Annotated in this window: 13 protein-coding genes; 9 read left to right on the top strand and 4 right to left on the bottom strand. The window is 64.4% G+C overall.

The window, feature by feature from the left end; all coding sequences use genetic code 11:
* Nucleotides 1-82: 82 nt before the first annotated feature.
* From AB4M76_RS12860 to AB4M76_RS12830, 7 genes are read left to right on the top strand one after another with little or no spacing between them, the layout of a single operon-like run.
* Nucleotides 83-6520, top strand: a complete 6438-nt coding sequence (locus AB4M76_RS12860; RefSeq protein WP_368442275.1) for an SDR family NAD(P)-dependent oxidoreductase — start codon at nucleotides 83-85, stop codon at nucleotides 6518-6520.
* A gap of 5 nt (nucleotides 6521-6525) precedes the next feature.
* Entirely contained in the window at nucleotides 6526-7542 is a 1017-nt protein-coding gene (locus AB4M76_RS12855; RefSeq protein WP_368442274.1) for a glycosyltransferase family 2 protein, read from the top strand.
* The gene (locus AB4M76_RS12850; protein WP_368442273.1) at nucleotides 7539-12125 is read left to right on the top strand and encodes a MupA/Atu3671 family FMN-dependent luciferase-like monooxygenase; all 4587 of its coding nucleotides are present in this window, start codon (nucleotides 7539-7541) and stop codon (nucleotides 12123-12125) included. Before AB4M76_RS12855 ends, AB4M76_RS12850 begins: the two co-directional genes overlap by 4 nt.
* Entirely contained in the window at nucleotides 12122-12796 is a 675-nt protein-coding gene (locus tag AB4M76_RS12845) for a 4'-phosphopantetheinyl transferase (protein WP_368442272.1), read from the top strand. Before AB4M76_RS12850 ends, AB4M76_RS12845 begins: the two co-directional genes overlap by 4 nt.
* 4 nt (nucleotides 12797-12800) lie before the next feature.
* The gene (locus AB4M76_RS12840; protein WP_368442271.1) at nucleotides 12801-13745 is read left to right on the top strand and encodes a hypothetical protein; all 945 of its coding nucleotides are present in this window, start codon (nucleotides 12801-12803) and stop codon (nucleotides 13743-13745) included.
* Nucleotides 13742-16390, top strand: coding sequence for a hypothetical protein (locus AB4M76_RS12835; RefSeq protein ID WP_368442270.1), 2649 nt, complete (start codon nucleotides 13742-13744; stop codon nucleotides 16388-16390). Before AB4M76_RS12840 ends, AB4M76_RS12835 begins: the two co-directional genes overlap by 4 nt.
* Nucleotides 16381-17238 carry a glycosyltransferase gene (locus AB4M76_RS12830; protein ID WP_368442269.1) on the top strand — a complete coding sequence of 286 codons (858 nt, stop codon included), beginning with the start codon at nucleotides 16381-16383 and terminating at the stop codon, nucleotides 17236-17238. Before AB4M76_RS12835 ends, AB4M76_RS12830 begins: the two co-directional genes overlap by 10 nt.
* Nucleotides 17239-17246: 8 nt before the next feature.
* Here the strand turns inward: AB4M76_RS12830 and AB4M76_RS12825 are convergent, their stop codons facing one another.
* Nucleotides 17247-18455, bottom strand: a complete 1209-nt coding sequence (locus AB4M76_RS12825) for a glycosyltransferase (protein ID WP_368442268.1) — start codon at nucleotides 18453-18455, stop codon at nucleotides 17247-17249.
* Between the two features lie 156 nt (nucleotides 18456-18611).
* On the opposite strand from AB4M76_RS12825, the gene AB4M76_RS12820 reads away from it, so the two are divergent.
* A complete protein-coding gene (locus tag AB4M76_RS12820) occupies nucleotides 18612-19922 on the top strand; it encodes an oligosaccharide flippase family protein (protein WP_368442432.1) in 1311 nt (436 codons plus the stop codon).
* A gap of 10 nt (nucleotides 19923-19932) precedes the next feature.
* Here AB4M76_RS12820 and AB4M76_RS12815 read toward each other — a convergent pair whose 3' ends face one another.
* The 3 genes from AB4M76_RS12815 to AB4M76_RS12805 all read right to left on the bottom strand — a co-directional run bounded on the left by AB4M76_RS12815 (nucleotide 19933) and on the right by AB4M76_RS12805 (nucleotide 23132).
* Complete coding sequence (locus AB4M76_RS12815; RefSeq protein WP_368442267.1) at nucleotides 19933-21240, bottom strand: GumC family protein; 1308 nt, start codon at nucleotides 21238-21240, stop codon at nucleotides 19933-19935.
* Nucleotides 21241-21355: 115 nt separating this feature from the next.
* Nucleotides 21356-22291: a CpsD/CapB family tyrosine-protein kinase gene (locus AB4M76_RS12810; protein WP_368442266.1), complete on the bottom strand. Its 936-nt coding sequence runs from the start codon at nucleotides 22289-22291 to the stop codon at nucleotides 21356-21358.
* Nucleotides 22292-22361: 70 nt separating this feature from the next.
* A complete protein-coding gene (locus AB4M76_RS12805) occupies nucleotides 22362-23132 on the bottom strand; it encodes a sugar transferase (protein WP_368442264.1) in 771 nt (256 codons plus the stop codon).
* A 1115-nt stretch (nucleotides 23133-24247) separates the two neighbouring features.
* Between AB4M76_RS12805 and AB4M76_RS12800 the strand changes: the two genes are divergently transcribed.
* On the top strand, nucleotides 24248-25954 hold the full coding sequence (locus AB4M76_RS12800) for a hypothetical protein (protein ID WP_368442263.1): 1707 nt from the start codon (nucleotides 24248-24250) through the stop codon (nucleotides 25952-25954).
* Nucleotides 25955-25956: the final 2 nt, after the last annotated feature.

Here is a 25956-nt window from a genome sequence, read left to right as displayed (position 1 = left end):
CTGTTGTAAGCAGATATCGGGTCTAACTGAGCCCCCAGGGCGTATCACCGCGACCCGGCAGGCGATGGGACGTTGAGGACCAATGAACAGCAAAAACAGCAGCTTGACGCGAGGTGACATTGCCATCGTCGGCATGTCGGTCACCGTTCCGGGCGCCACGGGGGTGGACGCCTATTGGGCCAACCTGCGCGATGGGGTGAGCGCGCTGCGCCGGGTGGATGAGGCGGCCCTACACGCGGCAGGCGAAAGCGCGGCGCGTATGGCGCGTCCCAATTACGTCCCCGTGACCGCTGATATGCCCGGCTATGATATGTTCGACGCCGAGTTCTTTGGCTTTTCCCCCAAAGACGCCGCGATCCTTGATCCGCAGCACCGCAAGTTCCTCGAAGTGGCATGGGAAGCGATGGAGCAGGCGGGGCATCCGCCTGAGCGTATCGCGGGCCCGGTCGGGGTCTACGCGGGCTGTGGCATGGGCAGCTATTTCTATTTCAACATCTGCTCAAACCCGGATCTGGTGGATGATGTGGGCATGTTCCTGCTGCGCCACACCGGCAATGACAAAGACTTCCTCTCGACCCGCGTCAGCCATGTGTTTGACCTCAAAGGCCCGTCGATCAACCTCCAGACCGCCTGTTCCACCTCGCTGGTGGCGATCCACTATGCCGCGCAGGCCCTGCGGGCGGGGGAGATCGACATGGCGCTGGCGGGGGGCGTGACCATCGAACTGCCCCAAGGCAGGGGCTATGCGTATAAAGAGAACGAGATCCTGTCGCCCGATGGGGAATGCCACGCCTTTGATCATCGCGCGCAGGGCACTGTCTTTGGCTCCGGCGCGGGTGCTGTCGCGCTCCGGCGGCTGGAGGATGCGGTTGCCGATGGCGATCACATCTGGGCGGTCATCAAGGGCTCGGCCATCAACAATGACGGGGCCGCCAAAGCGGGCTATCTCGCCCCATCTGTTGAGGGTCAGACAGCCGCGATTGCCCAGGCGCTCGACGCGGCGGGGGTGGCGGCGCAGAGCATCGGCATGGTCGAATGTCATGGCACCGGCACCTATCTGGGCGACCCGATCGAGGTGGCCGCGCTGACACAGGCCTACCGGGCCGAGACCGAGGCCGTGGATTTCTGCCGCATCGGCTCGGTCAAAACCAACATCGGCCATCTCGACACCGCCGCTGGCGTGGCCGGGCTGGCCAAGGCCGCGCTGGCCCTGCACCATGGCCAAATCCCGCCCTCCTTGGGTTATGAAGCGCCGAACCCCGCGATCCCCTTTGACGGCTCGCCCTTCCGCGTCAACGACAGGCTCTATGATTGGCCCGCCCAAGACAGGCCCCGTCGTGCGGGCGTCAATGCGCTTGGGGTGGGGGGCACCAATGCGCATATGATCCTCGAAGAAGCCCCGGCCCGGGCGGCCTTCGAAGAAAGCGATTTTCCTTTCCATGTGCTGTGCATCTCGGGCCGCAGCAAAGCCGCGCTGGAGGCCAATAGCCAAGCCCTTGCCGCCTATCTGCGCGCCCGTCCCAATCAGCCCTTGGCGGATGTGGCCTTTACCTTGAAAGAGGGGCGGCGTGGCTTCGACAAGCGCCGGGTCTTGGTGGCCGAAACCCATGAGGAAGCCGCCGCGTTGCTGGAGAGCAAAGACAGCCGCCGCGTCTTTACCCATGACCATCTGGGCGACACCCCCGAAGTCGTGTTCATGTTCCCCGGCGGCGGCGCGCAATATGTCGATATGGGTCGCGATCTTTATGAGACCGAGCCGGTCTTTGCCGAATGGATGGACCGGGGCTTGGCACATCTCGCGCCGCAGCTTGACTATGACATCCGCGCGCTTTGGCTGCCGGACCCGCCAGAGCGGGCCGCGGCGGAGGCCAAGCTGAAACGGCCTTCGGTGCAATTGCCGCTGATTATGATCGTCGAATATGCGCTGGCGCAGCTCTGGCTGTCTTGGGGGGTAAAGCCTGCGGCCATGGTGGGCCATTCCATGGGCGAGAATGTCGCGGCCTGTTTGGCCGGGGTCATGCGCTTTGAGGATTGTATTGATCTGGTGCTGCTGCGCGGACGGCTTTTCGATGAGGTGCCGGCAGGGGGGATGGTCAGCATTTCCGCCCCGCTTGCGCAGATCACCCCGCTCTTGGGGCCGGATCTGGATATCGCCAGCATCAACGGGCCGGAGCTTGTCGCCGTCTCTGGCCCCGATGCCGCCTTGGCCGCGCTGCAAGACCGGCTCAGCGCCGCCGAGATCGACCACCAGCGCATCGCCATCGACATCGCGGCCCATTCGCGCATGCTGGACCCGATCCTTGCTCGCTACCGCGGCTTTCTCGAAGGGCTCGACCTGCAACCGCCGCAGATGCCCTTCGTGTCAAACCGCAGCGGCGCCTTGATCACGCCCGAGATGGCGACCGACCCTGAGTATTGGGTCGATCAACTGCGCCACCGGGTGAACTTTGCCGATTGCATCAGCCATCTGGCGCAGGGGGGCAAGCGCGTCTTCCTCGAAGTCGGCCCCGGCAAGGCGCTGTCATCGCTGGCGCAGATGAACGCCAAGGTCGCGCCGGGGCAGGTGCTGTCCTCCCTGCGGCACCCGGAACAAGAGATCGCGGATGATGCCTATTTCATCGGCGTGATCGGGCGGCTCTGGGCCTGCGGCGTGGAGGCCGATTGGGGCCAGATTTGGGGCGAGGCGCGGCGCAGCCGCGTGGTTCTGCCGACCTATCAATTCCAGCGCGCCCGCTACTTTATCGAACCGGGCGAAGCCGTCGCAGAGAGCAGCACACCGATCCTGCAGCGCGAGAACGACATCGCGAAATGGGGCGCGGTGCCCCATTGGCAACCGCGCTATGCCGAGGCGGATAAGACGCTGGACGGCCCGCTGAACTGGCTGGTCTTTGCGGATGCGGGCGGGCTGGCGGCAGATGCAATCGCGGGTTTGCAAGAAAGCGGCCATTTCGTGGTTCAGGTGACAGCGGGGGACGGTTTCGCCAAAGTCTCTGACCGCCATTACACACTCGCGGCAGAGCAGGGGCGGCCCGGCTATGACCAACTGCTCGCAGCGCTCACCGAAGCCGGGCAATTGCCGGACCGTATCGCGCATTTCTGGCTCACCGATGACGCCGTCGCGCCGCGCCCCGGGTCCAGCAGTTTTGACCGCAATGTCGAACAGGGGTTCTGGAGCCTGACCTGGCTGGCGCAGGCTTGGGGCGCGCTGGACCATGCCGCCCCCTTGCATCTGAGCGTCTTCACCACAGGGGCCGTGCAGGTCGCAGAGGAAGCGCTGCCGCATCCCGAAAAGGCTTTGATATCAGGCCCGGTCGGGGTCATGGCGCGGGAATTGCCCGCCCTCACGGCGGCGCAGATTGATCTTGAGACTGCCGCCCCGCCCGCCACGCGCGGGTGGTTCGCCAAGCCAAGCGATCCGGTGCCGGTGATCTCTCGCTCTGATCTTCTCGATGACCTCTTGGCCCAGCCCGCGAACCTGCAAGTCGCCCATCGCGGCGGCAGACGGCATGAGCTGGACCACCGCGCCATCTCGCTGCCGCCAGAGGCGCAGCCGCTTTGGAAAGCGGGCGGCGTCTATCTGATCACCGGCGGTTTCGGCGGCATTGGCCTCACGCTTGCCGCCGATATTCTGGCGACCGAGGGAACCCGTGTTGTGCTGCAAAGCCGCAACGCCTTGCCCCCGCGTGCGGAGTGGGCGGCCTATCTGGTGGAAAACGGCCCCGCCACCGCCACCGCGCGGCGCATCCGGGCGGTGCAGCGGCTTGACGCGGCTGCCGCGCAGACAGGCGGGGGCGTGGACGTGGCGCAGGCCGATGTGGCCAACCTCGCCCAGATGCGCCGGGTGATCGACGATGTGCACTCCCGCCACGGCGCTCTGACCGGTGTGATCCATGCGGCAGGCGTGTTGGACGACGCGCCTCTGCTGGCCAAGAGCGACGCCGCCATCGACGCGGTGCTGGCGCCCAAGGTGCAGGGGCTGCGGGTGATCGACCAGCTGCTGCCGGATGGTGCGCTGGAACTGCTGGTCCTGTTCTCCTCCACCTCCACCGCCACCCGATCGGCGGGGCAGTCGGATTATGTCGCGGCGAACGCCTGGCTGAACGCCTTTGCCCAGGCCCGCGCCAAGGGGCAGACCCGCGTGGTGGCGGTGAATTGGGGCGTCTGGGCCGATGTGGGCATGGCCGCCAACAGTCTCGGCGGCGGCGGTGCTGCGGTTCTGCCGACACGCCCCCTCGATGCCGCGCTGTTGCAAGAGGCCGGGGCGGGGGACGATGGGGCGCCGCAGTTCACCACCGAGATCACCGCCGCGCATTGGCTGCTGGATGAACACCGCAGCAGGGACGGGCGCGCCGTGATGCCCGGCACCGGCTATATCGAATTGCTGGCCGAGGCGGCGCAGGCGCAAGGGCTGCAGGGCTTCGCGCTGAAAGACCTCTATTTCCTGCGCCCGCTCCAGCTTGCCGAGGGGGCGGTCCGCAAACTCAAGATCACCCTGCGCCCCGAAGCGGCGGGTTTCGCCGCCGAGCTGCGCAGTGATTGCGTGATGGAGGGCCGGGCCGCGTGGCAGTTGCATGTTCAGGCCCAGCTTGAGCCGACCGCCGAGCGGGCCGCGCAGACCGTCGATCTGGCCGCGATTGCCGCCCGCTGCCCGACCGTCACGCAGGCCCCGCCCGGGGGCCGTTTGCAGGCAGCGCAAGAGGCGCATCTGACGTTCGGCCCGCGTTGGCATGTGCTGCGCCGCACCGCCTTGGGGCAGGGCGAAGGTCTGGCGGAGCTGCATCTGCCCGCAGCGGTTCAAGGCGATCTGGCTGCCGGGCATCTGATGCACCCGGGTCTGATGGACATCGCCACCGGCTGGGCCATGGCGCTGATCCCCGGCTATGGCACGCGCCACCTCTGGGTGCCGCTGTCCTATGGCGAAATCCGCTTCCACGCGCCGCTTCCCGCCGAGATCCGCGCCCATGTGCGGCTGGAAGAGGGGGATGCGGCAAGCGGCAGCGCCCGTTTTGCCGTAACCCTTTGCGATCCCGCGGGGCGGCTGCTGGTCGAGGTGAGGGATTTCACCCTGCAACGGCTCGAAGGGGCCTTGGCCGATGTGCCGCCGCCCGATGCGCGTGAGCTGCTCTTTGATCAGCCCGCCGCCCCAAGCCTCAGCCCCGCCGAAGAACGGCTGGCGGCTATGATACAGCAAGGCATTCGCGCGCAGGAGGGGCCGGAGGCGCTGCGCCGGGCGCTGGCGCTCAATCTGCCGCAGGTCATGGTCTCTTCCCTGCCGCTCGACAGCCTGATCGCACAGGCCGCAACGCCGCCTAACGCGCCGACCAACGCGCAGCAGAGCTTTGACCGCCCCGATCTCGACGGGGCGTTCACGGCGCCGCGCAATGCCATCGAAGAAAAGCTGGCCGAGATCTGGTCCGCTCTGCTCGGCGTCAGTCCGATTGGCGTGGACGACAGTTTCTTTGACCTTGGCGGGCATTCCCTGATCGCGGTGCGGCTCTTTGCGGCGGTGAAACGGGCGTTTCAGCTGGAGTTCCCGATCTCGGTGCTTTTTGAGGCCCCGACCATCGCCGATTGCGCAGCATTGATCGCGGCCCGGCGGGGGGATGAGGCGGAGGCTGCCGCAGCCCGAGAGACGGTTGCCGCCGCGCCCCGGGCCTTCAACTATCTCGTCCCGCTGAACCAGTCTCAGCGCGACAGCGCGCCGCTGTTCATTGTGGCGGGGATGTTCGGCAATGTGCTGAACCTGCGCCACCTCGCCCTGCCATTCAGCAACGAACGCCCGGTGATGGGCATTCAGGCGCGCGGGCTGATTGGCGATGAGGCCCCGCATGAGGATGTGAAAACCGCCGCCGCCGACTATCTGGCCGAGGTCCGTGCGCTGCAACCGCAGGGGCCCTATCTGCTGGCGGGCTATTCCGGCGGCGGGATCACCGCCTATGAAATGGCGCAACAGCTGCGCGCGGCGGGCGAAGAGGTCGCGGTTCTGGCGCTGCTCGACACGCCGCTGCCGCTGCGTCCAGCGCTCTCGCGCCCGGATAAGGCGTTGATCAAACTCGCGGAGCTGAAACGCAAAGGGCCGCGGTATCTTGTCGAATGGGCGCGCAACCGTTGGGCGTGGGAGCGCAGCCGCCGCGTGCCGCAAGACCATGCGGCAGAAGGCAGCGCCGCGGGCATCGCCTTTAACAGCCTGCGCATTCAGGCGGCCTTTTTGCGCGCTGTGGCCCGCTATGCGCCCCCTCGCTGGGACGGGCCGCTGACCCTGTTCCGCCCGCCCTTGGACCGGCATTGGCAGGTGACCGAGGGCAAATGGGTCAGCGCCGAGCGTGAATATGTGTTCGAGGACAACGATTGGCGGCAATATGCGCCCAATATGCGGGTGATCGAAGTGCCGGGCGATCATGTCAGCATGGTGCTTACCCCCAGTGTCACGGTTCTGGCGCAGGAATTGGCCGAGGTGATCGCGGCGGCTTTGGCCGCGCCCCATTCCGCTAACGCCGCGCAGGCCACGGCGGCTGAGTGATGCAGATGGACAGACCCAGCCTCTTGGTCATCGTGCTGAACTACCGCACCGCCGAGATGACCCTGCGCGCCGCCGAAGCGGCCTTGGCCGATCTGCCAGATGCGGAGGTCGCATGGGCCGAGCTCATCCTCGTCGACAATGACAGCGGGGACGGCTCGGCCACGCTTTTGGCGCAGGCCATCGCAGAGCGGGGCTGGGACGCAGGCGCGCGGGTGCGCTTGATCCGCGCCGAGCAGAACGGCGGTTTCGGGGCAGGCAACAACCTCGCCATAAGGGCGGGCATGTCTGACGGCAGCGCGCCCGACTTCATCCATGTGGTGAACTCGGACGCCTTTCTTGATCCGGGCTGTATCGCGACGCTGCTGGCGCATTTGCAGGCCACCCCCCGGGCCGGCATCGCAGGCAGCCATGTGCGCGGCGAAGACGGTTTGCCCCATAGCACGGCCTTTCGCTTCCCGACCGTGGCCGGAGAGTTCGAGGGCGCGGCGCGGCTGGGCCCGATCACCCGGTTGCTGACGTCTTCCGTGGTCGCCCCGCCCTTGCCGGTGCAAGCGGCACAGGTCGATTGGGTGGCAGGGGCCAGCGTCATGCTGCGCGGCGCGATGCTGCGCGAGATCGGCCTGTTCGATGAGGCCTATTTTCTCTACTACGAGGAAACCGACCTTGCGCTGCGCGCCGCCCGCGCGGGCTGGGAGTGTTGGTATGTCCCGCAGGCGCGCTGCCTGCATGTCGGCTCGGTCTCGACCGGGATGAAGGAATGGCAGCGGATGCCGCGCTATTGGTTCGACAGCCGCCACCGCTATTTTGCCAAGAACCACGGGCGCTTCTATGCGCTCTCGGCGCTGCTGGCGCGGCTCGCGGGGATCGGGCTGCACCGGCTGCGCTGCCTCTTGACCGGACGCCAAAGCGAAGAACCGCCCGGTTTCGCCCGCGATCTTCTGGCCCATGCGCTGACCCGCAAGCGCAGCCCGTCGCCCCCCGCCCACAGCCCCAGCCGCCCCGTAACGGAGGACCGCTCATGACCGCCGCTTTCCAGACCATCCCGCTGACCACCCTGTTGATGGGCGACGAATCCCTGACCATTGCCTGCGGTGACATGGTCTTGGCCGGCGGGCATCAGATCGCAGCCGTCATCACCCGTGACGCTGCGGTGCGGGACTGGGCCGCGGGGCAGGGGCTGACGGTGCTGCGCGATGCCGAAGAGCTCTTGCAGAGGCAGGTGGAGGCCGACTGGCTTTTGAGCATCGCCAATCTGCGGCTGATCCCCGAGGCGGTGCTGGCCCTGCCGCGCCGGGGGGCGATCAACTTTCACGACGGGCCGCTGCCCCGCTACGCGGGGCTGAACACGCCAGCCTGGGCGCTCATCAATGGCGAGGCCGCGCATGGGGTAAGCTGGCATCTGATCGAGCGCGGCGTCGATACCGGCGATCTGCTGGCGCAGCGGCGGATCGAGATTGCACCGGAGGAAACCGCCTTTAGCCTGAACTCCAAATGTTACGCTGCCGGTATGGAAAGTTTCAGCGCCGTTCTCGCCCAGCTTGAGAAGGGCGAGCTGACGACCACGGCGCAGGATCTGAGCCAGCGCCGCTATTTTGCCCGCGACAAACGGCCAGCGCATGGCGGGGTAATCGACTTTGCTCAGTCGGCAGCGGCGATAGAGGCCTTGCTGCGGGGCTTGGACTTCGGCGCCTATTGGAACCCTCTCGGCACGGCCAAAGTGGTGACAGCGCAGGGGCAAGTTCTGAACGTGTCGCGCGCGGCCCCATTGGCGGCACAGGGCGGCGCGGCGGGTGCGGTCGTTGACGTTTCCGACGTCGCGGTCGTCGTTGCCACAGGGGAGGGGCATCTGTCCTTGTCGGGGTTCTCTGACCTTTCAGGCCAGCGCGTTGACCCTTCGGCCGTCTTCTCCCCCGGTGACATATTGCCCCATGACGTCGGCCCGCTGCCAGATCCGGCAGAGGAAGCGCTTTGGCGCAGGGCACTCACGGGGTTCGACCCGCTCCCGCTGCCATTGGCCGCGCCCGGTGGCGCGGCGCCAGCCTTTCAATCGCAGCTGCTTACTCTGCCAGAAGGGTTGAGCCGCGCGCAACTGGCGACGGCCGCCGCACTGGTCACCCTGCGGGGCGCGGGGCGACACGCTGGCGGGGTGGCCTTTGTCCGCCGGGGCGCCACTGCGCCACTGGTGGCAGACTGGCTGCCGTTGCAGATCGAGGCCGAGGCGGAGACGCCCGTAGACACCCTGGTCGCGCAGATGGCCACCCAGATCGACCGTGCCGCGAGCGCGACCGGCTTTGCCGCCGATCTGCCGCTGCGCGACCCGGCGATCGAAGCGGCGTCCCCCCCCGATTTCGCGATCAGCTTTGAGGATCACCCCCTTGAAAATTCCGCCCTGACCCTTTGCCTGACCGATGGGGCCGCGCGGCTGTTCTATGACGCGAGCCGGATCAGCGCCGCGGCGCGCGATCTGCTCGTCGCCCGGATCGAGGCCGCCTTTGCCGCCCTTCCCAATGCCCAGACCTGCGCCGCCATCTGGGCCTTGCCGGAAACCGAAGCGCAGCGCTTATCCCAGGTCAACGCCACGGCGCGCCCCTATGACGCGCTCACCATCCAGGCGGGTTTTGAAGCGCAGGCCGCCGCCACGCCCGACGCACCCGCCTTGGTCTTCGAGAATGAGACCCTAACCTATGCCGCGCTGAACGCCCGCGCCAACCGTGTGGCGCATCGCCTGCGTGACATGGGCGCGGGGCCGGGCGTGCCGGTGGCGCTTTGCGCCGGGCGCGGGCTGGACCTTCTGGTCGGTGCCTTGGGGATCCTCAAGGCCGGGGGCGCCTATGTGCCGTTGGATCCGGCCTATCCGGCGGACCGTCTTGCGCATTACCTTTCCGACAGCGGGGCGCCGATCGTGGTCACGCTGGCGGCGCTGGCCGAAAGCCTGCCGGACCATGGCGCGCAGCTGCTGCTGCTGGACCGGGATGCCCCCCTTGCCAGCGCGCCCGAGAGCAACCCCACCCCCACCGCCGGGCCTGATGATCTTGCCTATCTGATCTATACCTCCGGCTCCACCGGCACGCCCAAGGGGGTGATGGTCAGCCACGGCAATGTGGCGAATTTCTTTGCCGGGATGGATGACCGGATCGACCATGACGCGGGCGCGGTCTGGCTGGCGGTGACGAGCCTGAGCTTTGACATTTCGGTGCTAGAATTGTTCTGGACCCTCGCGCGCGGGTTCAAACTGGTGCTGGCGGGCGATGACAGCCGGGCGCTGATGTCAAACGGGCCGATCGCCACCAGCGACCGCAAGATCGACTTTAACCTGTTCTACTGGGGCAATGACGATGGTGTTGGCCCCAAGAAATACGAATTGCTGCTCGAAGGGGCGAAGTTCGCCGATGCCCATGGGTTCAACGCGGTCTGGACGCCAGAGCGGCATTTCCATGCCTTTGGCGGGCCTTACCCGAACCCTTCGGTGACCGGCGCCGCCGTTGCCGCAGTGACCCGGAACATCGAGGTGCGGGCAGGCTCTTGCGTGGCACCCTTGCACCATCCGGCGCGGATCGCCGAGGAATGGGCGGTGATCGACAATCTGACCAATGGGCGCGTCGGTCTGGCCATTGCCAGCGGCTGGCAGCCGGATGACTTTGTCCTGCGGCCCGAGAATACGCCGCCGCATAACAAACCCGCGATGTATCAGGCCATCGACCAGCTGCGCAGGCTCTGGGAGGGCGCGCCGGTGGAGTTCCCCCGCGCCGATGGCACGGCCCATGCGGTGGTGACGCAGCCCCGGCCCGTGTCCAACACGCTGCCGATCTGGGTCACCACGGCGGGCAACCCGCAGACCTGGAAAGAAGCGGGGGAGATCGGGGCCAATGTGCTGACCCATCTGCTGGGCCAATCGGTGGAGGAGGTCGCCGACAAGATCAAAATCTACCACGCCGCCCTGCGCGGCGCGGGCCATGATCCGGCGGATTTCAAAGTCACCGTGATGCTGCACAGCTATCTGGCTAAGACCCGCGCGGAGGCCGAAGAGGTCGCCCGCGCGCCGATGAAAGACTACCTGCGCTCGGCGGCGGGGCTGATCAAGCAATATGCCTGGGCTTTCCCGGCCTTCAAGAAACCCGCAAGCGCGAGCACCCCTTTCGAGATTGATCTGGACGGGCTGGCCCCCGACGAGATGGATGCGATCCTCGAATTCGCCTTTCAGCGCTATTTCAACGACAGCGGCCTGTTCGGCACCGTGGCCGATGGGCTGGCGCGGGCCGAGCAGCTGAAACGCATCGGTGTGGACGAGATCGCCTGTCTGATTGATTATGGCATTCCGACCGACAAGGTCATGGCGGGGCTAGAGCCTTTGGCCGAAGTGCTGCGGCGCGCCAACGCCGGGGGGGCGCTGGCAGAGGATGACCATTCCATCGCGGCGCAGATCGTCAGACATGGCGTTACCCATCTGCAATGCACACCCTCCATGGCGCAGATGATGGTGATGAACGACGAAGCGCGCGGCGCGCTGGCCTCCGTGCAGGCGCTATTGATCGGGGGCGAGGCGCTGCCCGGCACCCTGCTGCGCAACCTGCGCGCGGCGACCACTGCGCAGATTCAGAATATGTATGGCCCAACGGAGACCACGATCTGGTCCACCACCCATCCGCTTGACGGGGCAGAGACCACCACCGCCGCCATTGGCACGCCCATCGCCAATACGCAGGTCCATGTGCTGGACGCCGACCGCCAGCCGCTGCCCCTTGGGGCTATCGGCGAGCTCTGGATCGGCGGGCAGGGGGTGACGCAGGGCTATTGGCAGCGGCCCGACATGACAGCAGAGCGCTTTATCCCGGACCCGACGGGGGCAGGGCGGCTTTACGGCACGGGCGATCTGGTGCGGCTTGATGCAGAGGGTGTCCTGCATTTCGAAGGCCGTGCCGATGCGCAGGTGAAAATCCGCGGCCACCGGATCGAACTGGGCGAAATCGAAGCCCGGCTGGCCGAATTGCCAGGCGTGACCCAGGCCGTTGCGGTGTTGCGCGAGGACGCCACCGGGCAGGGCGGGCCGCGATTGCTGGGCTATGTGGTGGCGGAGGCGGAGGTCGACAACGATGCCGCCCGGCGGGCCCTGGCCGCGCATCTGACAGAGATCATGGTGCCGCAGGCGATCATCACGCTGCCAGCCATGCCCCTGACGCCGAACAAGAAAATCGACCGCAAGGCGCTTCCGGCGCCGGCAAGGCCCAGTGCTGCGCCCACGGCTGTCAGCGCTGACAGGGCAGCCCTGCCCGCCACAGGCAGCGCCCCGGCCATCGCGCGGGTCTGGTCCGGGCTGCTGGGGGTGGGCGACATTCAGGGCGCGGATAACTTCTTTGCCTTGGGCGGCCATTCGTTGCTGGCGGTCCAGGCCCACCGCGACATCAAGGCGGCCTTGGGGCTCAGCGCCCTGTCGATCACGGACATCTTCCGTTTCCCGACTCTGGCCGCGCTTGCCGCGCATGTGGATGGGCTCACCGGAGCGACGGAAGCAAAGCCGACGCCCGCCACTACAGATGCCCCCGCCCGGTCTGAAACCATGTCAAAACGGCGCCTGATGCGGGCCGGGCGCAGCCGCGGGCGCGGGTGATCTGCGAGGCCGAAATCGCCGCCGCCCTGCGCGGGCTGTTCGAGGGGCCGGTCGCCGTCGCCGTGACCCGCCCCGCGGCCCCGCAACCGCCCTTGATGCCGGGCGAGGCGGCGCATCTGGCGCGGGCGCGGCCGGTGCGGCTGGCCGAGTTCACTGCCGGACGCAGCGCCGCGCGGCAGGCGATGCAGGCGCTCGGCCTGCCACCGCAGCCCGTTTTCACCGCCCCGGACCGCGCCCCGATCTGGCCTGCAGGGCTGGTCGGGTCGATCAGCCACTGCGCCGATTGCTGCGTCGCGGTGCTGGCCCATGCGCGCGACTATGCCGCCATCGGGGTGGATATCGAAGACGACAGCCCCCTGCCTGACGATCTGGTGGCGGAGGTTTGCACCCCGTCCGAACGCGCGCGCATGGCGCAACCACAGGCCAGCGCAAAGCGGATATTCTGCGCGAAAGAGGCCGCCTATAAGGCGCAATACCCGCTGACCAAAACGCTGTTCGGCTTTGAGCGCTTTGAGGTCCAGTTCACCACGCGCCATGCCTTTGAAGCGCGATTTACACAAGCCACGAAAGGGTTTAGGCGCGGCGATTACCTGCCGGGGCGGATCGCTTCGGTGACGGGCCATCTTGTCACCGGGGTGGCGATTGGGCAGATTGCAGCGAAAGGAGCTTGATTTTATGGTCGCAGTATCACGCCGCATATTTTTGGGCGGCGCCGCCGTGGTGAGCCTCGGCGGCGGCACAGGGCTCTTCCGGGGGGCGCGGCTGCGGGAGCGGGCCGATGCGGTCTATGCCAGACCGCTCGCCGCGCCTGAGGGGCCGATGCAGGTCTATCATCTGGGCCATTCGCTGGTCGGGCGGGACATGCCGGCGATGCTGGCGCAGATGGTTGGAGAAGAACACGGCTATCACAGCCAGACCGGCTGGGGCACCTCGCTGCGCGACCATTGGGAACCGGATGTGCCGATCAAAGGGTTTGACCGCGAGAATGACCATCCGCTGCACCGTCCCGCCCGGCGGGCCATCGGGTCGGGGGCCTATGACGCGGTGGTGCTGACCGAAATGGTCGAGATCGCCGATGCCATTCGCTATCACGACAGCGCGGAGTATCTGGCCCGTTGGGCCAAGCTCGCGAAAGATGCAAACCCCGACAGCCGGGTCTATCTCTATGAGACATGGCACCATACCGATGACGGCAACGGCTGGCTCAAGCGGATCGACCGTGATCTCGATAAGTACTGGCGCAATCAGGTGCTATATCCTGCGTTGGAAGCCGCCGACGTGCCGATCCACCTCATCCCCGCGGGGCAGGTCATGGCGGCATTCGTGCGGGCTGTGGATGCCGCTGGGGGCATCGGCGGGATCATCAGCCTGCATGATCTCTTTACCCGCGACGACAAGGGGCGGCCCGATACGATCCATTTCAACGATCAGGGCGCCTATCTGGTGGCGCTCACCCATTATGCCACGCTCTATCACAAAGACCCGCGCGGGCTGCCGCATCAGTTGAACCGCGCCGATGGCAGCCCTGCCGCCACCCCAAGCGCCGAGGCGGCGCGGCTGATGCAAAAGGTGGTCTGGGAGGTGGTGCGCGCCCATCCCGATACCGGCGTCGCGGCATGAGCGGTCTGGGCGGGCTGTTCTCCGTCCTGATGGTGGGCCACAGCCTGTTTGGCCACACCGGCCCCGCGATGTTGCAAGACGCGTTGCGGGCCGGGGCTGGGCAGGGCGAGGTGCGCGCCCAGATCATCAACGGTGCCCCCCTGCGCTATAATTGGGAGGAATCGGACAAGGCGGAAGGGGTCGACGCCCGCACCGTTTTGCCAGAGGGCGAGACCACCCATCTGATCCTCACCGAAGCCGTTCCGCTGGCCAACCACATCCGCTGGTCGGACAGCGAGGTCTATGCGCAGGCGTTCTTTGGCCTTGCCGCCGCGGCCAACCCGACGGTCAAAGTCTATATTCAGGAGACCTGGCATTCCTTGAACAGCGGCACGGGGGCTGAGGTGGCCCATGACGCGGGGGCGGATACCCCCTGGCGGGCGCGGCTGGACGCGGATCTTCCCGCTTGGGAAGGCATGGTGGCGGCGGTGTCCCGCGGGCGCAGCACGGACACGGCGAGTATAGATTTGATCCCCGCCGGACAGGCCATGGCGCGGCTTTACGATGAGATCGCCGCCGACCGGGTCCCGGGATTGCGCGACATCGATGCGCTTTTTTCCGATGATATCCACCTCAATGATCTGGGCCATTACTTTGTCGCGATGGTGCAATATGCGACGCTGACCGGGAATGACCCGCTGGGGCTGCCGATTGATTTCAGCGACCAATGGGGCAGCCCCTTTGACACGCCAGAGCCGGAGTTGGCCCGGCATCTGCAACGGGTGGCCTGGGCCGCGGTGCGTGACTATCGGGGGGGCGCCGTGGTGCCGGTGCCGCCGCCCGCGCCCCTGCGCGCCAGCGCGGCGGAGCAGACCGCGCCGGTGGCGCCCAACGCCCCGCCGCCAGCCCCCGCATTGCCGGACCCGGCGGCGGCGGACAGCCTGCCTTCGGTCGCTGTGAACGGAGACCCCGGCGCGCCTGCGCCCGCCCCGGCAGAGCCCCCAGGCGCGACTGTCGAGCCGTTCCAGATCACCGCCCCCGAAGGCGCATTGCGCGGCACCACGGACCTCGGCCTTGGCCTTGCCCCGATTGCCGATTGGAGCACGCAGGTGCCGTTTCTGGACCTGATGAAAACCTCCCGCCCCTGGCTTGGGCATCTTGCCGGGCGGTTCGGCGGCATGGAATATGCGGAGCTACAGGCAGGCGGCTATCTGGATGCAGAAGGCTGGCCGATCAACATGCCGCGCAAGCTCGGCAGCATCGGCACGCTGATCCTGACCGACATGCCCGAGGCGGCGCAAACCTTGAAGGGGCGGTATGTCCTGCGCTTCGACGGCAAGGGCATCATCGAGGTCACAGGCCGGGCCAAGAATGTGCGCTACGGCAAGAACCGGGTGCAGTTTGACTATAGCCCCGGCCCCGGCAGCGTCGATATCCGCATCCAGCGCATCAACCGCACAGACCCGCCGCGCAATATCACCGTGGTCCGCGAAGATCGGCTGGCGGATTATGACGGCGGCGCGCGGTTCAATCCCGATTGGACAGAACTGTTGGAGGGCAGGGACGTCCTGCGCTTCATGGATTGGATGATGACCAATGACAGTCCGATCGCCCAATGGGAAAACCGCCCCCGGCCCGAAGATGTCACCTATGCCCTGCGCGGCGTGCCGGTTGAGGATATGGTCGCGCTGTCCAACGAATTGGGCATCGACCCTTGGTTCAACATGCCACATCTGGCGGAGGACGCCTATGTCACCGCCTTCGCGACCTATGTGGCAGAGCGGCTGGCCCCAAAGCTCACCGCCCATGTCGAGTTTTCCAATGAGGTCTGGAATTGGCAATTCGCGCAAACCGCTTGGGCCGATGAGATGGCGCAGGCGCGTTGGGGCGAGAACGATAAGGGGATGCAATTCTACGGTGTCCGGGCGGCCGAGGTGGCCAAGCTCTGGTCTGATGTCTTCGCCGGTAGCGCGACGCGGCTGCGTAATGTGATCTCCACCCAGACGGGGTGGTTGGGGCTTGAGACCGAAGCGCTGGAAGCACCGCTCTTCGTGGCAGAGGACAGGGGCAACCGCCCGCCGGTCGCGGCTTTCGATGCCTATGCGGTCACGGGCTATTTTGGCGGCATTCTGGGGCTGGAGGAGAACACCGAAAGGCTGGACGCTTGGCTCGACAAAAGCGCTGCCAAAGCCCGCGCGAGTGGGGAGCAGCAGGGGCTGAGCGGGGCGCCTTTGGCGGCGCATATCGCGGCCCACCGTTTCGATACGGCCACCGTGCTGGCGGCGCAGGAACTGCGCAATGGGGCGATCAGCGGGGAGCCACAGGACACGCTGGCCGATCTGATCGGGCGGGTCTGGCCCTATCATGCGGCGGTGGCGCGGGCGCATGACCTTGATCTGGTGATCTATGAGGGCGGGAGCCATGTTGTGGGCCTCGGCGCGCGGGTCAATGACGACAGGCTCACAGCCTTCTTTCACCACCTCAACTACACGCCCGAGATGGGCGCGCTCTACGATGATCTGCTCGCAGGCTGGAAGGCGGTGGGCGGGCAGTTATTCACCCATTACGCCGATGTCTATGCCCCAACGAAATGGGGGTCATGGGGCGCGCGGCGGTATCTGAGCGACGACAACCCGCGCTGGCGCTCCTTGGTCACATGGGAGTAGCGACGAGCCATCCAGTCCGGGCCAGCGTGCTGATCCCGGCCCATGACGAAGCCGATTGGCTGCCGGGGTGTCTGGGCGCGCTGATGCAGTCCGATCCCGTCGCCGGCGGCGTCGAGGTGATCGTGATCGCCAATGGGTGCCGCGATAACACTGCCGAGGTGGCCTGGGGGGTTGCGCCGGACTGTGCCGCGCGCGGCTGGTCCATGCAGGTAATCGATCTGGCCGAAGGCGGTAAACTCGGTGCGCTCAACGCCGGCGAGGCGGCGGCCTCGGGGGCGGTGCTGATCTATCTTGACGCGGATGTGCGGGTCTCTCCCCCCTTGCTCGGGCAGTTGGTCGAGGCGCTGGACGGCGCCGCGCCACGCTATGGCAGCGGGGTGCCCCGGGTCACCACGACGGGCGAAAGCTGGGTGCTCAAGCATTACACAGGTTTTTGGTGCACCACGCCCTTCATGACGGTCGGCGTGCCGGGCTTCGGTATCTTTGCGATGAACCGCGCCGGGCGGGCGCGGTGGGGGGCTTGGCCGGATATTATCTCGGACGACACTTTCGCCCGGCTCAACTTTGCCCCCGAAGAGCGGATCGCGGTGCCTGCCACTTACGACTGGCCGATGATCGAAGGCTTTGCCCCGCTGGTCCGGGTGCGGCGCCGGCAGGATATCGGGGTGGAGGAGGTCGAAACGCTTTACCCTGACCTCATGCGCAACGACGACCCGCATGACCAAGCGCCGCCGCTGTGGCGGCGGGCGCTGTCGGACCCTTTGGGGTTTGCGGTCTTTATCACGGTGCGTCTGGCGATCCGGGCGCCGATCCTGCGCAGTTCAAACCGTTGGGTGCGGGGCCGCTGAAAGGTCGCCTAAAGCGCCGCTGCCTCTTGCATATGATCGGCAAGTCTACGGGCCTCATGGGCTGCATCATGGCGCTCGAACACCCGGGCGCGAGCGGCCTGACCCATCTCTTCGAGCCGCGCCAGCGGCGCGTCATGCAGGGCGGCCATCGCCTCGGCCAATGCGGCCACGTCGCCCGCGGGCACCAGCCAGCCGTGGCGTCCGGGCTGCACCAGTTCCGGCGTGCCCGCGATATAGGTGGCGATGACGGGGCGGGCGGCGGCCATCGCCTCCATCACAGCCATCGGCAGCCCTTCGGCAAAGCTGGGCATCACTAGCCCATGCGCGGCGGAGAGTTCGGCGGTCACACGGGCCTCGTCCACCCAGCCGGTCAGGGTGATGCGGTGGGTCAGACCTTGGCGCGTGATTTCGGCTTCAAGCGCACCCCGCAATGCGCCCTCCCCGATCAGCGTGAGGTGAAGGTCGGGATGACTGTCACGCAGTCGGGCCATGGCAGCGACAAGTGCCAATTGGCCTTTCTGCTCGACGAACCGCCCGATCGAGACCAGCCGCCGGGGGCCATCGGGCAGGGCGCTCGGCCTGGGGAATTTCGCCGGCTCGATCCCGCAATGCACGACCTTGATGCGCGGCCAATCCTCGGGCGCGGCCCAGCGGCAAAGCTGACTGCGCCCGAATTGGCTGATCGCAACGGCAAAGGCGGCGTGGTGGACCTTGTCGCCCAGCGACAGGGCGCGGGGGCTGTCGAATTCTTCCGGCCCGTGGACGGTGAAACTATAGCGCGGCCCGCCCAACTGGTGACAAAGCATCGCCACCATGGCCGCGTTGGTGCCGAAATGCGCGTGCAGATGGGCGACACCGCTGCTGGCCAGACGCTGCCGCAGATAGCAGGCTTCGGCGAGGTAGATGAGATGCCGGGCCAAGCCGCTTTCGGCCCGTCTAGCCGCGCGCCAGACCTGTCGCAATGCCTTGCCAAAAGCCGCGGGGGACTGCCCCAGCGTTTTCAGCCCGGCGCCAAGTAGGCGTGCAGCGCCTGCCTGCAACACATAATGGGTCCGCGCCTGTTCCGCTTGATCCTGCGGATCGACCAGCGCCCCCTCAGGCCCGCGCATGGCGAAACGCAGCACCTCATGGCCGGCCGCTTCCAGCGCCGCAATCTCGCGCCGGATAAAGGAATGCGAGGGCTGCGGATAGGTGTTGAGAATATAGGCGATGCGCAAAGGAGAACCTTGGGCTGAGGGGCGATAAACCTTGTTACCCGCCGCCTTGCCACTGGCACAAGAGGCTGCGAGCCATTAGTCTCGGGCGCAGATATGGCAGGGGCGCGGGATCGAGTGTTTTCAAAGGTTTCCCATGCGGTGACGGGCAATCGCCTGATGGCCCGCGCCCTGCGCTCGACCTCTTGGATCGTGCTGGGCTATGGCGGGTCGCAGGCGATCCGGCTGGGCTCGAACCTGATCCTGACGCGGCTGCTTTTTCCCGAAGCCTTTGGCCTGATGGCCCTGATCCAGGTGGTGATCGTCGGGCTGACGCTGTTCTCCGACGTGGGCATCGCGCCCTCCATCGCGCAGAGCAAACGTGGCGATGACCCGGATTTTTTGAACACCGCCTATACGATCCAGGCCCTGCGCGGGCTGGGCCTGTGGCTGGCGGCCTGTGGTCTGGCATGGCCGGTGGCGCAGTTCTATGATGCGCCGCTGCTGCTGAGCTACCTGCCGATTGCCGCGCTGACCCTCGTGATCGCGGGTTTCAACCCGACACGGATCGAGACCGCCCACCGGCATTTGCAGATGGGGCGCCTGACGGTGCTGGACCTTTCGTCGCAGATCATCGGGATCGCGATCATGATCGTGGGGGCGTTGATCTGGCAATCGGTCTTGGCGCTGGTGGTCGGCGGCGTGGCGGGGGCGCTGGCGAAACTGCTGCTGACCCATCTCTATCTGCCGGGCGCGGCCAATCGGTTCCGCTGGGAAAAGACGGCGGTGCAGGAGCTGGTGCATTTCGGCAAATGGATCTTCCTGTCGACGATGTTCTGGTTCTTTGCCAGCCAGGGCGACCGCGCGATCCTTGGCAAATTCCTGTCACTGGAAGGCTTGGGCATCTATAACATCGGCTATTTCCTTGCCAGCTTCCCCCTGCTGCTGGGGCAGAATGTGACCGGGCGCGTGATGATCCCGATCTACCGCGAGACGGGCGGGCGCGATCAGGCCAGGCTGCGCCGTATGCGCTATGCGCTGAGCGCCGGGCTGTTGCTGATGCTGGCGGTGATGGCATTGGCGGGGCCGTGGCTGGTATCGCTGCTCTATGATCCGCGCTATCTGGCGAGCGGCGCGATATTGGTGGTCTTGGCCCTGGCGCTGATGCCACAGGTGATTGGCCTCACTTATGATCAGGCGGCACTGGCGGCGGGGGATTCGCGGCGTTTCTTCCTCTCATCGGCGGCGCGGGCGAGCCTTCAGGTCGGGTTGCTGCTGCTGGGGGTGATCTATGCCGGGCTGCCGGGGGCGCTCATCGGGATGGGGGCGGCGATGGTGCTGTCGCATCTGGTGCTGATCTGGCTGGCCCACGCCTATCATGTCTGGGACGGTTGGCATGATCTGGCCTTTGCCGTGCTGGGGTTTGGGCTGGGCGCGCTGGCCCTGTGGCTGCATTGGGAGCAGTTGCGCGTACTTGGGCAGATCGGTTAGCCCGGATCGGTTAACCCTGTCGCGCGCCCTTGCGGGCCCGCCGCGCGGCGCGGCCCTTTTGGCCGGCTTTCAGACGCTCCTGCCAGACTTTGCCCAGGGTGCGGCGCTTTTCGCGGGGGCTGAGATCGGGGATGGAGACGACGGGCACCAGCCCGGTCTCGCGGGTCATTTGCTGGGCCGAGCGGATCACAGGGCGGCGCAGTTCCATGAGGAAAGCCACCACCAGCGCCAGCGCCACGCTCGCCATGCCGCCGATGGCCGCCCGTTTCTTGCGGCTGAGCGAAACCGGATATTCTGGCAGTTCGGCGGCTTCCAGCGTGGTCAGTTTTTCGCCGCGCTGATCGGCTTCGAGCGAGAAGCCCACCTCGGCCTCGTTGCGCCTTGCGCTGATGACTTCCAATTGGTCCTGCAATTGCTCCAGACGGCGTGCGAACCGGGCCAGTTCACGCTCGACCTCGGGCGATGTCTGAAGGCTGGCGCTCAGTGCATCGCGTTGGTCTTCCAGCAGGTCGCGCTGCGTGGTGAGGCTCTCCAAAGTGGCGTCCAATTCGGCCTGTTCGCGGGCGATGGTGGCGGCACGGGCGTCGGGATTGGGGCGGTCGCGCGCCAGACGGGTGGCGATGATCTCGCGGTCCAATTCGAGGATCGCCTCATTGAGACTGCCAATCTCGCTGCGACGAAATTCCAGACTGCCTTCGAGCGACAGATCATTGGCGCTGCTGAAGGCGGCGCGCTCTTCCTCAAGCGCGGCAATGTCGCGGATCAGGTTTTCCTCCTGCCGCTGAAAGAACTCCAGCGTTTCGCGGGTCTGGTTCTGACGCTGCGCCGCCGAGAGGGCGCGGGTGCGGTCCGCAAATTCGCGCGCCACGGCCTGTGCATCGGCGGGGTCGTCCATCTCAGCGGTAAAGGTCACCACCGAAATCCGGCCATCATCGCCATAGCCCTCGCGCGGGGCGGCCACCCCGGTGATCGAAACCGAACGCCGCAGCAGGTCGACTTTCTCGCTTTGCCGCAGCGCCGTGAGATTCGCATAGAGGTCAAACTTATCAATGATATCAATGAGGTTCCCCCGCGCCATCAACTGCTGTTCGATAAGCTGCAAACGCCGGGCAGAGGAGCCTTCGACCGTCGAGGGCGCCAGATCATTCGCGATCTTGGGCTGTTCGATCTGGATGACCTCGGAAGACCGATAGACATGCGGGGTCCAGAGCGCCCAGAGGACAGAGGCGATACAGCCCAACAGGACGATGGTAAAAATCACGCCCGCGCGGCGGCGCAGCATGTCGATGACATCATCGAAAGTGTAGATCGGTCCCATCGGTCTCTTTCCAGCCAGCCTCAAGCGCCCGCATTCTAATAAGGGCGGGTTTTGCTAGGCTAGACCAAAACAATTGGGCGATAATAGGGCGTATCGCGGCGGGTGTTGTGGGTGATCAGGCGTAGCTTGGCAGGCTGGAGGCGCGGGCCCGGTTCAAGACGACGCCCAAGAGCGGCACCTGACCTTCAAGCATCCGTTCACATTCACGCAGATGGCGCGCCATGGTCTGGCTGCCGTCGGAGACCAGCAGAACCCCGTCAAGCTGCGGCAGAAAGGCCGAGAGATCATCGTGGCTCAGCATCGGCGGCATGTCATAGAGCACGATCTCGGGGCGCAGCGCGGCGCGCATGCGCAGCAGGGTTTCGGCAGTGGCCCCGTCTTGCAAAATCTCTGCCGCGTTCACCTCGGCCCGGGTGTTGAGGCCAAGCGCCAATGTATCGCTAACCCGCTGCACATGCGTGCCGAGCGCCGAATGTCCGGCGAGTAAATCGCTCATGGCGCCGGGAGCCGCCATGTCAAACGCAGACGCGAGGCCGGGGCTGCGCATGTTCATATCCATCAACAGGGTGCGCGACCCCGGCACCCGCGACAGGCTCAGGGCCAGATTGGTGGCGGTGAAGGTATTGCCCGCGCCCGTGGTTGGCGCGACGACCGCAATGTTCACCCAGCCATGTTCCAGCGCGGTCTGCCGCAGCCGTGTCCGCAAAAGGTCAAAGGCGCGGGCTGCAGCGCTGTTGCGGTTGTCATCCACCAGCGGCATGTTCCCTCCCGGACCGGGGGCGGCGATGGGCAGGTCTTCCCAACGGGGCGCGCGGTCATCACCGACAAGGGGCGCGACATCTCGGGCCCCGGTGGAACGCTCCGCTGCAAACCGCGCAGGAACGCTCTCTGCGGGGTGAAAAATGTCGATCCCCTCATCATTGTCATCGTCGAGCTGATCGATCACCGCGCGGCGTGGCCTTATGCTGTGGCGCATGCCCGAGGCACCAAAAGACGCCAGAATGTCACTTCTGTCCGCAGCGAGGGGGGCGGATGCGTGGTTGTCTTTCATCTTTTTCCCTTTGAATTTCTTGAACATTGCGGGGCTGCATTCTGCTTGTCGGGGTGGGGCGATGCGTCGTTCAGCATCCTGTCCGGCGCAGAACCACGCCCACCGTTTTGAACAGGATCGTCAGATCCAGCGATAGGGATATGTTGCGGCGATAGGCACCATCGACTTCGTTGCGATAGGTGAAACGGCTGTTGTTGCGTGTAGAGACCTGCCACAGACCTGTAATGCCGGGGCGCAGCGCGAAATAGGATGCCGGATCACCGTAGAGTTCCAGCTGGTCGGGCATCATCGGACGCGGCCCGATCAGGCTCATGTCGCCGATCATCACGTTCCAGAGTTGGGGCAGTTCGTCGAGCGAGGTTGCCCGCAGAAAGCCGCCCACCCGCGTGATGCGGGGATCGTCGCTGAGCTTTTGCATCTCATTCCATTCGCGGCGCATGGCGGGGTTCGCGGCAAGGTAGCCGTCAAGCACTGCATCCGCATCACGCACCATCGTGCGCAGCTTGAGAATGGAAAAGCGTTTGCCGCCCCGGCCAAGCCGCGGCTGGGTGTAAAAGGGCGCACCGCTTTCGACCCATAACGCCAGCGCGCAAAGCGCGATCAGCGGCAAGGCGATCGGCAGGGCGACCAGCACGATCAGACGCTCCAGGATCGGCTTGCCATAACGCCCATAAAGCCCCCTGGGCCGGAGCTGACTGCCCGGCAAAGAGCGCGGCGCGCGCCCCGCCATGCTCGGCATGCTGGTTGGACGAATAGACGACACCGGACGCTGGGGCTCTGTGGCCAGCGCGCTGTAATTGACCAAGCCATACCCCGGTCCATCGGCGTTAACGTACTTCATGCAACCCCCCAGGGTTCGATCGTGTGAACGAGCCAGTGGCAGGCTCGGTGGTTCGGGCGACTGTGACGTGTCTAAGCAAAGAGCCCGGCGTCTCTGTTCAGGTAGGGCAGGTAGTATTTGTTACCACCTTTTCGCCTTATTCGATCCATTTTCTCAGAAACAGATTGTTTCCCAGCAGGTTGGGCGGTGGGGCGTGATTGGGGGATTGGCGGTGGGGGGGGAGGATGAGCTTCCGTCGACAGAGGCGGCGCGTTGCGGTCGGGCCAGTGTGAGTTGTGAGGGTAACGTATTAAAAATGATAGACATTGTTGGGATTTTGGCGGGGGTGATCATCGTCTCGTCGGCCTTCCAGCCTGCCACGTTGCTGGTTTTGGCTGCGAAAGGGTGGCCGCAGGATCTGCGCCGAATACGCATAGAGATCCCGGACAGGAGGGCGTTCAGCGTCAAAGGGAAAGGCGACAACTGGGCGACAATTGGGCGTTTGGGCTGCTAGCGACTCAGTTGGAGAGCCTACACGCTAGGCGCGCGGCGATCTTTGGCGGAGGGGGCAGGGCGCTTCACCGTGAGGGCCGTGCGTTCCTGCTGTGAGGCGTCGAAGCGGAAGTGGACGCCGATTGGTGGACCCGTGGGAAGGACCTCTAAAAGAGAAAGTGAGGGGGCCCACATAGATCGCCAAGATCCCGGATACGAAAAAAAAGATATCGCTCAAATTGCAAGGGGGCTCCCCCGAAGTTAGTCCATAGCTACCTCTGCAGCCCACTCTTCTCGTCGTTCAAGATTAAATCTTTTGCAACAGGCATGTGTCCTGACCTACGACGATCACCGGCACAGACGGAGGGGAGATGCGATAGCCAGTCGAGCGATGGCTCTCTTCTCATGACATTCCTCAAATGTTGCTACCGCGCGCCAGCAACCACATGTGGTCGAATATGTGTGGCTAAGAAAATTGCAGAATTATGGCAAGATTAAGGAAGCGGTCGTCCGGCCGACAAAAAGTAAACACAATTCCTCCGATCAACTGCCTTTTTCTACAAATAGTTGAAAGGATATTGAAGCGTCTGGCCGGCGCATATTTTGATTTATGTAATTACAATTTTCTGCAAGCAGAGATCTCTATGCAAGATAAGATTTTCTCATGGTTTAAATGTAAAACTTGCGAGTTTGGAAGGGATGAAGACGGAGGAATCCTGATTCTCTCCCTCTTGCTTTTCGTTTGCATGACTGTGGCGGGGGGGCTTGCGGTCGATCTTGCAAATCACGAGCGCACGCGAACCCTTTTTCAATCTCACCTCGATAACGCCGTCCTGTCTGCTGCGAGCCTTACTCAGAACCTTGGCGCCAAGCAAACTGTTATGAGCTACATGTCGTCAGCTGGGCTGGATACATCGGGCATCAAGGTGAGAACGAGCACGGAGAAAATTGGCGGAGTTATTGTCGGGCGCACGGTGAGTGCGTCTTTGCAACAAGATGTCCGAACATATTTCTTTAGATTTTTTGGTCATGATGGGCTTGGCATGACGATCGAATCTCAAGCGACAGAGCGGGTCGAAGATATTGAGATCTCCTTGGTTCTAGATGTGTCAGGTTCCATGAAGGATCCAGTCTCAGGCGGCAGCAGGAGAAAAATTGAAGCTCTTAAAGATGCTGCTTCAGGTTTCGTGGACGAAATTTTGAGTGAAGCAGAAGAAGGACGGGTCTCAATTTCAGTTATCCCGTACTCGACTAAGGTGAACGCAGGCAAGCTTCTCCTGGATCAGTACAATACAACGCGGGAGCATTCCTATTCTCACTGTGTAGATTTCGAAGCGGATGACTTTCAAATTCTATCAATCAATCCCAGTAAGCGCCTTCAGAGGACTGGCCACTTCCAGCAGAACGGAAGTTACTATAGCCAATCCTATGGTGAGTGGACATGCAGGATTGACCCGGGCTTCGCTATCACACCGCTCTCCAGTTCGACTAACGACCTAAAGGTCCAGATTAATAGCCTTAGACCAGAAGGATCGACATCTATCGATGTTGGGGCCAAATGGGGTCTTGCTTTACTTGATCCATCGGCCCGGCGGCCGGTCAGTAATCTTGTGTCTGAAGGCGTTATCAATTCCGCCTTTCTAGGTCGCCCGCATCCTCATAACGCAGAGAACAGCATGAAAATTCTGGTGATCATGACAGATGGTGACAACCGTCCAGAATATCGCCTGCGCCCGGAGTTCGCCTCAGGAAAATCTGATGTCATTAAGTTCACGAACCGATGGAATGGGCGTACTTACTACAATGTCGAATCGGTCGAGAAATCGGATGCGAATGACGATAGCTGGCCTCATAATGAAACATACTTTTACGCATCCTACCCTACGAATGAAGATTACTACCGGCGCATATGGGACAATGATGTCCTTAATGAAAACAAAAACCTCTCGGAAAGCGCTCGAAAAAACCTGAAAAGGGAAGATCTGACCTGGCCAAAGCTTTGGAATGAGATGTCACCATTCTACTACGGATACAATCTCGTGGGGCGTCAAAGAAACTCGGATTCACATTGGGTGCGAGATTCTGAAAGACGGCGACAGTGGGATGAGATGATCGAAGAGATAGGCTCGTATGAGAAAGATATGCGTCTGCGTGCCATCTGCAATACCGCGCATAAAGCTGGAATCGTTACCTATACGATCGGAATGGAAGTAGAGGATGATGATTCTCTCGACCTCTTGAAGGATTGCGCTTCTACAGAGGCGCATTACTTTGACGTCGACGGGATGGAGATAAAGACAGCCTTTGAGATGATTGCGGCTTCCATTTCCATGTTGAGATTGACGAAATGACA

Origin of the sequence: Sulfitobacter sp. PS-8MA (assembly GCF_040933935.1) — a bacterium.
Lineage (GTDB): Bacteria > Pseudomonadota > Alphaproteobacteria > Rhodobacterales > Rhodobacteraceae > Sulfitobacter.
Note: the sequence above shows the minus strand (reverse complement) of the source record. Positions and strands in the feature narration are given on the sequence as shown.